9 protein-coding genes are annotated in these 8,684 nt (G+C 66.6%); 3 read left to right on the forward strand and 6 right to left on the reverse strand.

What is annotated here, in order from left to right; translation table 11 throughout:
- The 4 genes from AC1D12_RS16795 to AC1D12_RS16810 all read right to left on the reverse strand — a co-directional run.
- Window positions 1–656, reverse strand: a 656-nt coding sequence (locus AC1D12_RS16795) for an AAA family ATPase (RefSeq protein ID WP_477841659.1), incomplete at its 3' end; no start/stop codon positions are given.
- A 9-nt stretch (window positions 657–665) separates the two neighbouring features.
- Window positions 666–1,301 carry an outer membrane lipoprotein periplasmic chaperone LolA gene (gene lolA, locus AC1D12_RS16800; protein ID WP_477841661.1) on the reverse strand — a complete coding sequence of 212 codons (636 nt, stop codon included), beginning with the start codon at window positions 1,299–1,301 and terminating at the stop codon, window positions 666–668.
- Window positions 1,302–1,305: 4 nt separating this feature from the next.
- On the reverse strand, window positions 1,306–3,702 hold the full coding sequence (locus AC1D12_RS16805; protein WP_477825497.1) for a DNA translocase FtsK: 2,397 nt from the start codon (window positions 3,700–3,702) through the stop codon (window positions 1,306–1,308).
- 46 nt (window positions 3,703–3,748) lie between these two features.
- Window positions 3,749–4,417, reverse strand: coding sequence for a Crp/Fnr family transcriptional regulator (locus tag AC1D12_RS16810; RefSeq protein ID WP_047507530.1), 669 nt, complete (start codon window positions 4,415–4,417; stop codon window positions 3,749–3,751).
- 202 nt (window positions 4,418–4,619) lie between these two features.
- Between AC1D12_RS16810 and trxB the strand changes: the two genes are divergently transcribed.
- From trxB to rpmG, 3 genes are all read left to right on the forward strand, one after another.
- Complete coding sequence (gene trxB, locus AC1D12_RS16815) at window positions 4,620–5,579, forward strand: thioredoxin-disulfide reductase (RefSeq protein ID WP_047507528.1); 960 nt, start codon at window positions 4,620–4,622, stop codon at window positions 5,577–5,579.
- A gap of 176 nt (window positions 5,580–5,755) precedes the next feature.
- On the forward strand, window positions 5,756–5,989 hold the full coding sequence (rpmB, locus tag AC1D12_RS16820) for a 50S ribosomal protein L28 (protein ID WP_047507526.1): 234 nt from the start codon (window positions 5,756–5,758) through the stop codon (window positions 5,987–5,989).
- A 13-nt stretch (window positions 5,990–6,002) separates the two neighbouring features.
- Window positions 6,003–6,170 (forward strand): 50S ribosomal protein L33, encoded by a 168-nt coding sequence (rpmG, locus tag AC1D12_RS16825; RefSeq protein WP_047507524.1) that lies wholly within the window; start codon window positions 6,003–6,005, stop codon window positions 6,168–6,170.
- Between the two features lie 191 nt (window positions 6,171–6,361).
- On the opposite strand, the gene AC1D12_RS16830 is transcribed toward rpmG, so the two are convergent.
- Window positions 6,362–7,576 carry a DesA family fatty acid desaturase gene (locus AC1D12_RS16830; RefSeq protein WP_465114284.1) on the reverse strand — a complete coding sequence of 405 codons (1,215 nt, stop codon included), beginning with the start codon at window positions 7,574–7,576 and terminating at the stop codon, window positions 6,362–6,364.
- A gap of 189 nt (window positions 7,577–7,765) precedes the next feature.
- The coding region (locus tag AC1D12_RS16835) for an RsmB/NOP family class I SAM-dependent RNA methyltransferase (RefSeq protein WP_477841663.1) at window positions 7,766–8,684 on the reverse strand (919 nt) is incomplete at its 5' end.

The following is an 8,684-nucleotide window of genomic DNA, read 5'->3' on the forward strand; positions in this document are numbered from 1 at the left end:
ATGCGCACCAGGTTCTCGTAGGCGTTCAGCAGGCGCCGGGCGTCGCCGTCGGCATAGCCGATCAGCCGCTTCGCCGCCGCCTCGCTCATCGGCGGCGCTGCCAGCAGCGCGCGGGCGCGCTCGAGCAGCGTGGCCATGTCGGCATCGTCCAGGCTCTTCAGCACATGCACCGTGGCACGCGACAGCAGCGCCGAGTTGACCTCGAACGACGGGTTCTCGGTGGTCGCGCCGATGAAGGTGAACAGGCCCGATTCGACGTGCGGCAGGAAGGCATCCTGCTGCGCCTTGTTGAAGCGGTGCACCTCGTCGACGAACACCACCGTGCGCCGGCCGCTCGTGCGGGCCGCATTGGCGCGCTCGACGGCCTCGCGGATGTCCTTCACGCCGCCGAGCACCGCCGAGATCGCGATGAACTGCGCATCGAACGCATCCGACATCAGCCGCGCCAGCGTCGTCTTGCCGACGCCCGGCGGCCCCCACAGGATCATCGAATGCAGCCGGCCCGATTCGAACGCGACGCGCAGCGGCTTGCCCTCGCCGAGCAGCTGCTGCTGGCCGATCACCTCGTTCAGCGTGCGCGGGCGAAGCCGTTCAGCGAGCGGCGCCTGGCGGTCGGCCTCGGCTTCATCGAAGAAGGGCAATTGCTGCTCGGCCATCGTGAATGATCACTGCTCGATCAGGTCCGCACCCTTCGGCACGGTGAAGACGAAGCTGTCGGGTGTGATCGCCGCGTTCGCCGCGAAACCGTTGAACTGCAGCAGCGAGCGCTGGCCGAAGCCGTCGGTGATCTCGATCGCGGCCAGGTCTTTCGCCTTGAAGCCGAYGCGCACCGCCTGGAACGCGCTGTCCTTGGCCTTCGGCGTCGCCAGCACCCACGACAGGCCGTCCTTGTCGGGMAGCGGCGCGAGCTCGAAGTCCTTCTCGAGCGAGCCGCCGGCCAGCAGCGCGGCCGGCGTCGCGCCGAGCGCCTGCGTCAGCTTGCGCGAGCTGGCCTGGTTCAKGTCGGCGTCGTAGATCCAGACCTTCTGCCCATCGGCCACGATCAGCTGGTTGACCGGCTTCGCGTAGGCGAAGCGGAAGCGGTTCGGGCGCGCGAACTCGAAGGTGCCGCTGGAGTTCTTCTTCTTGACGCCGTCGGGCGCGGTGACGGTCTGCGTGAACGCGGCCTTGCCGCTCTTCACGTCGCGCACGAACTCGCGCAGCGTGTCGACCGCGTCGGCGTGGRCCGCGGCGGCCGCGGTGGCAAGCAGCAGCGCCACCAGTGAACGAACCGTCTTCATGCGGCGGGGGCGGTCAGTCATCGCATCATTCATCACGATTGGGCACGACGATGTCGCGGTTGCCGTTGGTGGACATGGCAGTTACGAGCCCGGATTTCTCCATTTGTTCCAGCAGCCGGGCCGCGCGGTTGTAGCCGATGCGCAGGTGGCGCTGCACCAGCGAGATCGACGCGCGCCGGTGCTGCAGCACGATGCCGACCGCCTGGTCGTACATCGGGTCGGCCTCGCCGCCGCCTTCGCCTGCGGCACCCGGCGCGGCATCGCCGCCTTCGGTGTCGAGCGTGCCGCCCTCGAGGATGCCCTCGATGTAGTTCGGCTCGCCCTGCTCCTTCAGGTACTTGACGACGCGGTGCACCTCTTCGTCGCTGACGTAGGCGCCGTGCACGCGGATCGGCAGGCCGGTGCCCGAGGGCATGTACAGCATGTCGCCCATGCCGAGCAGCGCCTCGGCGCCCATCTGGTCGAGGATGGTGCGGCTGTCGATCTTGCTGCTGACCTGGAACGACAGGCGCGTCGGGATGTTGGCCTTGATCAGGCCGGTGATCACGTCGACGCTCGGCCGCTGCGTCGCGAGGATCAGGTGGATGCCGGCCGCGCGCGCCTTCTGCGCGAGGCGGGCGATCAGCTCCTCGATCTTCTTGCCGACCACCATCATCAGGTCGGCCAGCTCGTCGATCACCACCACGACGAACGGCAGGCGCTCCAGCGGCTCGGGCTGCTCGGGCGTCAGGCTAAACGGGTTGCCGAGCGTCTCGCCGCGTTCGGCGGCATCGGCGATCTTCTTGTTGTAGCCGCTCAGGTTGCGCACGCCCAGCTTGCTCATCAGCTTGTAGCGCCGCTCCATCTCGCCGACGCACCAGTTCAGCGCGTTGGCCGCGTGCTTCATGTCGGTGACCACCGGCGCCAGCAGGTGCGGGATGCCTTCGTAGACGCTCATCTCGAGCATCTTCGGATCGATCAGGATCAGCCGGACGTCCCGCGCCTCGGCCTTGTACAGCAGGCTCAGGATCATCGCGTTGATGCCCACCGACTTGCCCGAGCCGGTGGTGCCGGCCACCAGGCAGTGCGGCATCTTCGCGAGATCGGCCACCACCGGGCCGCCGACGATGTCCTTGCCCAGGCCCATCGTCAGCTGCGACGACGCATCGTTGTAGACCTGCGAGCCGAGGATCTCGGACAGCCGGATCGTCTGCCGCTTCGCGTTCGGCAGCTCCAGCGCCATGTAGTTCTTGCCGGGGATCGTCTCGACGACGCGGATGCTGACCAGGCTCAGCGAGCGCGCCAGGTCCTTCGCGAGGTTGACGACCTGCGAGCCCTTCACGCCAGTGGCCGGCTCGATCTCGTAGCGCGTGATCACCGGGCCCGGCGAGGCGGCCACCACGCGCACCTCGACGCCGAAGTCCTTCAGCTTCTTCTCGATCAGCCGCGAGGTCATCTCGAGCGTCTCGGGCGTCACCGTCTCCATGCGGCCAGGCGCGGCGTCGAGCAGGTCGACCTGGGGCAGCTTGGTGTCGGTCAGTTCGGTGAAGAGCGGCTTCTGGCGCTCCTTGACGACGCGCTCCGACTTCGGCACCTCGACGACCGGCGTCTCGATGACGATCGGCGCGTGGTCCTCGGCCAGCTGGTGCTCGACCTCGACGATGTGCTCGCGCTCGCGCAGCGCCTGTTCGCCCAGGCGGTGGTCTTCGGCGCGCTCGATGCGCTCGACACGGCGCTCGCGCAGCGAATCGACCCAGGCGCCGATGCGTTCGGCCAGGCGCACCCAAGAGAAACCAAATGCAAGTGCGCTGCCGGCCACCAGCATCGCGATCCACAGCACGCCGGAGCCGGCAAAGCCGAGCAATTTCATGCTGGCCGGACCGAGCAGGTAGCCGAGCACGCCGCCGGCATGGCCGCCGGCGACGAACGATTCCCACTGGTAGAGCCGCGTCCATTCGAGTGCGGTGCTGGCCGCCATCAGCAGCAGCACGCCGACCCAGAGAACCCAGACGGGCCGGCGCTTGTCGCGGGGAGCAGCCGGATCCTCGCCATGTCGCAGCAGCCGGGCCAGCGCCGAGAGCCACGCGCGCGCCGCGATCGCGACCAACCACCAGGCCGAGTAGCCGAACACGACGAACGCGATGTCGGAGAACCAGGCGCCCAGCGTGCCGGCCTTGTTCAGCGCCGCGGCGGCGGTGCCGGAGGTGGAGAACGCACTGTCGGCGGCCTGGTGCGTGGCCAGCGCCAGCACGGCCAGCAGCCACAGCGCGCCGCCGATCAGCACCGCGAGCTGGGTGCGCAGGCCGGCGCGGTCGGCGTCAGCGTCACTGCCCGCCGGGCCCGAGCGGGTGTAGGTGCCACCCTGGCCCTGGGCGGACGGGGCGGCATGGTTCGGTGCGGCAGCGCCGCCGTCGGCACGAAGCGATCCGAGCGGAAAAGTCATCCGGCGATTGTGGCCGATCGCGCCGCAGCGCCCTCGGGGTGGTCGATCAACCGCTCGTCAGGCGCTCCTTGATGATGACGGAGCCGTTTTCCTGCGTCTCGACGATGCCGCGGTCCTCGAGGTCCTTCATCACGCGGCTGACCATCTCGCGCGAGGCGCCGACGATCTTCGCCAGGTCCTGGCGCGACACCTTGTTGCGGATGATCTTCACGTCGCCGTCGTCCTCGGACATGTCGAGCAGCGAACGCGCGACCCGGCCGTAGACGTCGAGCAGCGCGAGCGACTCGATCTGGCGGTCGGCGCTGCGCAGGCGCGACACCAGGCCGCGCATGATCGCGTACGACAGGCTGGAGTTCTCCGGCAGGCAGCGTGCGAACTCGGCGCGGCCGAGGATCAGCATGTCGGTCTGCACCTCGGCCCGGACGGTGGCCGAGTGCGGCTCGTTGTCGATCAGGCTCATCTCGCCGACGTAGTCGCCCGGCTGCAGCACCGCGAGGATGACCTCGCGGCCGCGCGAATCGGACGTGAGCACGCGGGCGCGGCCGGTCAGCAGGATGAAGAGGGCATTCGACTTCTTGCCATGCTCCACGACGATTTCACCGCGGCGGAAGCGGCGCTTGACGACGCTGTCGGCGATCGCCGTCGCCTGCTCGTTGGTGAGCATCGAGAACAGCGGTACGCGCCGAATGAGGTCAAGATTGGACAACATGGCCATCGAACTTCCTCCTGTGTGGGGTGGTTGTCGGCAAACGTGAAAAACTCACAGTTCCTACAATTTCGCTATTGTCACCATTACGCAGATTGACACCAGCCGGAGTCAACCCCATGTCAGACTCGGCGGCGTTTTTCTGCCAGTTGACCGTCATTCCGCTGCCTTTGCGCCACGCGCGCCCACCTGTTTTCCGTCGAGCTTCTTCATGAACAGCACCCCCAAGCACGCCCAGGTCCTCATTCTTGGCTCCGGCCCGGCCGGCTACACCGCCGCCATCTACGCGGCCCGCGCCAACCTGAAGCCGATGCTGGTGACCGGCATCGCGCAAGGCGGGCAGCTGATGACGACGACCGAGGTCGACAACTGGCCGGCCGACGTGATGGGCGTGCAAGGACCGGACCTGATGCAGCGCTTCCTGCAGCATGCCGAGCGCTTCAACACCGAGATCGTGTTCGACCACATCAACCAGGTCGATTTCTCGAAACGCCCGTTCACGCTGAAGGGCGATTCCAACACCTACACCTGTGACGCGCTGATCATCTGCACCGGCGCCTCGGCCAAGTACATCGGCCTGCCGTCGGAAGAAGCCTTCATGGGCCGCGGCGTCAGCGGCTGCGCCACCTGCGACGGCTTCTTCTACCGCGACCAGGATGTCTGCGTGGTCGGCGGCGGCAACACCGCGGTCGAGGAAGCGCTGTACCTGTCGAACATCGCCCGCAAGGTGCACCTGATCCACCGCCGCGACAAGTTCCGCGCCGAGGCCATCCTGATCGACAAGGTGGCCGAGAAGGTCAAGGCCGGCAAGATGGAGCTGCACCTGTGGCAGACGCTCGATGAAGTGCTGGGCGACGCGTCGGGCGTGACCGGCGTGCGGCTGAAGAGCACGCAGGACGGCCGCACCAACGACCTGACGCTCAAGGGCTGCTTCATCGCGATCGGCCACCAGCCCAACACCGACATCTTCAAGGGCCAGCTCGAGATGAAGGACGGCTACATCGTCACGCGCAGCGGCCTGGGCGGCTTCGCGACGATGACCACCGTGCCGGGCGTGTTCGCCGCCGGCGACGTGCAGGATCACGTCTACCGCCAGGCCATCACCAGCGCCGGCACCGGCTGCATGGCCGCCCTGGACGCGCAGCGCTTCCTGGAGCAGGGTGCGGCCTGAACTGGCGCCTGTCCAAAAAGCTGGCTATAATCGCGGTCTTTGCCGAAAGCGGCAGGCATTTCATTGAAGCGCCTGCCTCCGCTTTCGAAGAGGCACCCACCAAGCCAAAGCGATGTCCTCATCCGAGGCCTGCTCTGTGTGCCACTCCTGAAACGAGATTCAAGTGGAGAAGCGTCATGGCACGCGTCTGTCAAGTAACGGGTAAGGGCCCGATGGTGGGAAACAATGTTTCCCACGCCAACAACCGGACCAAGCGTCGTTTCCTGCCGAACCTGCAGTACCGCCGCTTCTGGCTGGAAACCGAAAACCGCTGGGTCCGCCTGCGCATCACGAACGCAGCACTGCGTCTGATCGACAAGGTCGGCATCGAGCAAGTGGTCGCGGATCTGCGCGCCCGCGGCGCACTCTGATTAGGAGCTGATCATGGCAAAAGGTGGACGCGAAAAGATCAAGCTGGAATCGTCAGCCGGCACCGGTCACTTCTACACGACCGACAAGAACAAGAAGACGACGCCCGAGAAGCTCGAGATCATGAAGTTCGATCCGAAGGCTCGCAAGCACGTGATGTACAAGGAAATGAAGCTGAAGTAATTCGGCCTCGCTTCACCAGAAACCCGCTCGGCGCAGGCCCGGCGGGTTTTTTGTTGTCGGCTTGGCGCTGAACCCCGGATTGGCATCCGGACTGCGAGTCGTGCAGCCCGGATGCCAATCCGGGAATCGCCACCCACAAAAAAGCCCGCTCGAAAAGCGGGCTCTTGGTCGAACGGGGGAAACCGAAGCCGTCAGGCGTGCGCAGCGCGCAGCTTGACCGCAAACTCCTGCAGCGCGGCGATCCCGCTCTCCTCGGCCTTCTTGCACCAGGCCTGCAGGTCGATCACCAGCTGCTCGGCCGACACATTGGTGCGGGTCCAGAGCTGGCGCAACTCTTCGCGCATCGTCACCAGCTTCGACAGCGACGGGCTGTCGGCACAGACGCTCGCCACCTGGGCCTTCACGTGATGCGGGATCTTGTCCTCGTCGCGGTGCAGCCAGCGGCGCGCCAGGCGCATGTTGGCCAGCTTGGCACTGCCGGCGGCAACGCCCTCGGCCTTCAGGCGCTTGACCTCGGCACGGCAGGCGTCGCGCAGGCCGCCGGCGTACTTGGCCATCACCTCGTAGCGGTTGGCGATGATCGCCTCCAGCGTCTTCGAGTCGGCGACCGGCCTCACGTCGCCCAGGCGCAGCATCGGCGGCGTCTTGCGGACCTTGGCCAGGCCCAGCATCTCGAGCCCACGGATGTAGGCCCAGCCGATGTCGAACTCGTACTTCTTGACCGACAGCTTGGCCGAGGTCGGGTAGGTGTGGTGGTTGTTGTGCAACTCCTCACCGCCGATGATGATGCCCCACGGCGAGATGTTGGTGCTGGCGTCGACCGCTTCGAAATTGCGGTAGCCCCACCAGTGGCCGAGACCATTGATGATGCCGGCAGCCGTGATCGGGATCCACGCCATCTGGATCGCCCAGATCGTCGCGCCGATCGCGCCGAACAGCGTCAGGTTGATGATCAGCATCACGCCGACGCCCTGCCAGCTGTAGCGGGTGTAGAGGTTGCGCTCGATCCAGTCGTCCGGCGTGTTGTGGCCGTACTTGGAGAGCGTCTCCTGGTTCTTGGCTTCAGCGCGGTACAACTCGCTGCCGGTGAACAGAACGGTCTTGATGCCGTGGGCGACCGGGCTGTGCGGGTCTTCCTGGGTTTCGCACTTCGCGTGGTGCTTGCGGTGGATCGCGACCCACTCCTTGGTCACCATGCCGGTCGTCAGCCACAGCCACAGCCGGAAGAAGTGCGAGGGTGCCGCATGCAGATCGAGCGATCGGTGTGCTTGCGAGCGGTGCAGGAAGATCGTGACGGATGCGATCGTGATGTGGGTCAGAACCAGCGCAATGATGACAATTTGCCACCACGTGGTTTCGACCAGGCCGTTTGCCAGCCAGTTCACCAGAGCATCCCAGACCGTCATCAACAGATTCATCAAAGCGCCTTTGCACCGTCACACAAGAAACGGGTCCCGCATTGTAGGGGGCCCTCCCAACAAACAACCCGATGGAAGAGCGGGGTTTGCACCATTCAGTTCCGCAGATGGTGGCGCATTGATCGAAATCAACGCACCAGCCGTCAGCGCTCACTCACATCCGCGGCACCACCAGCATCAACGGCGCTCCCAGACTGCGGCAAAGAACCCGTCGGTCGCGTGCCGGTTCGGCCAGAGACGCACGAAACCGTTCGTGACGAGTTCGCCCGGCGTGCCGGCATGCGCCTTCTCCAGCGCCGCGGTCGCATCCACCGGCGTGAACTCGCGGGCGTGCGATTCGCTGAAGGCCTGCGCGATGCCTTCGTTCTCGGCCTCCAGCAGGCTGCAGGTCGCGTAGACGAGCCGGCCGCCGGGCTTCAGCAACCGGGCCGCGCTGTCGAGGATGGCGGTCTGCTTGACCCGCAGCTCCTCGACCGATTCCGGCGACTGGCGCCATTTCAGGTCGGGATTGCGGCGCAGCGTGCCCAGCCCCGAACAGGGGGCGTCGACCAGCACGCGATCGATCTTGCCGGCCAGCCGCTTGATGCGGTCGTCGCGCTCGTGCGTGATCTGCACCGGGTAGACGTTCGACAACCCGCTGCGCGCGAGCCGCGGCTTCAGCGCCGCCAACCGGTGGCCGGAGGTGTCGAAGGCGTAGAGCCGCCCGGTGTTGCGCATCGACGCGCCGAGCGCCAGCGTCTTGCCGCCCGCCCCCGCGCAGAAATCCACCACCATCTCGCCGCGCTTGGCATCGGTGATCAGCGCCAGCAGCTGGCTGCCCTCGTCCTGCACCTCCACGTCGCCCGCGGTGAAGACATCGAGCTTGTTCACCGCCGGCTTGCCCTGGACCCGCAGGCCCCACGGCGAGAACGGCGTCGGCTGCGCGTCGATGCCCTTGGCGGCCAGCGCCGCCTGCACGTCCTCGCGCTTGGCCTTGAAGGTGTTGACGCGCAGGTCCAGCGGCGCGCCCTCGTTGAGGCTGTTCACCAGCGGCCAGAACTCCTCGCCGAGCGAGGCCTGCAGCCGTTCGGCGAGCCATTCGGGCAGGTTGTGGCGC

Source organism: Rhizobacter sp. P1_G5 (assembly GCF_056405435.1).

What these genes read in the sequence shown, in the direction of transcription:
- AC1D12_RS16805 (WP_477825497.1), bottom strand. Translation starts at nt 3,702, where the DNA reads ATGACTTTTCCGCTCGGATCGCTTCGTGCCGACGGCGGCGCTGCCGCA.
- AC1D12_RS16810 (WP_047507530.1), bottom strand. Translation starts at nt 4,417, where the DNA reads ATGGCCATGTTGTCCAATCTTGACCTCATTCGGCGCGTACCGCTGTTC.
- trxB (WP_047507528.1), top strand. Translation starts at nt 4,620, where the DNA reads ATGAACAGCACCCCCAAGCACGCCCAGGTCCTCATTCTTGGCTCCGGC.
- rpmB (WP_047507526.1), top strand. Translation starts at nt 5,756, where the DNA reads ATGGCACGCGTCTGTCAAGTAACGGGTAAGGGCCCGATGGTGGGAAAC.
- rpmG (WP_047507524.1), top strand. Translation starts at nt 6,003, where the DNA reads ATGGCAAAAGGTGGACGCGAAAAGATCAAGCTGGAATCGTCAGCCGGC.
- AC1D12_RS16830 (WP_465114284.1), bottom strand. Translation starts at nt 7,576, where the DNA reads ATGACGGTCTGGGATGCTCTGGTGAACTGGCTGGCAAACGGCCTGGTC.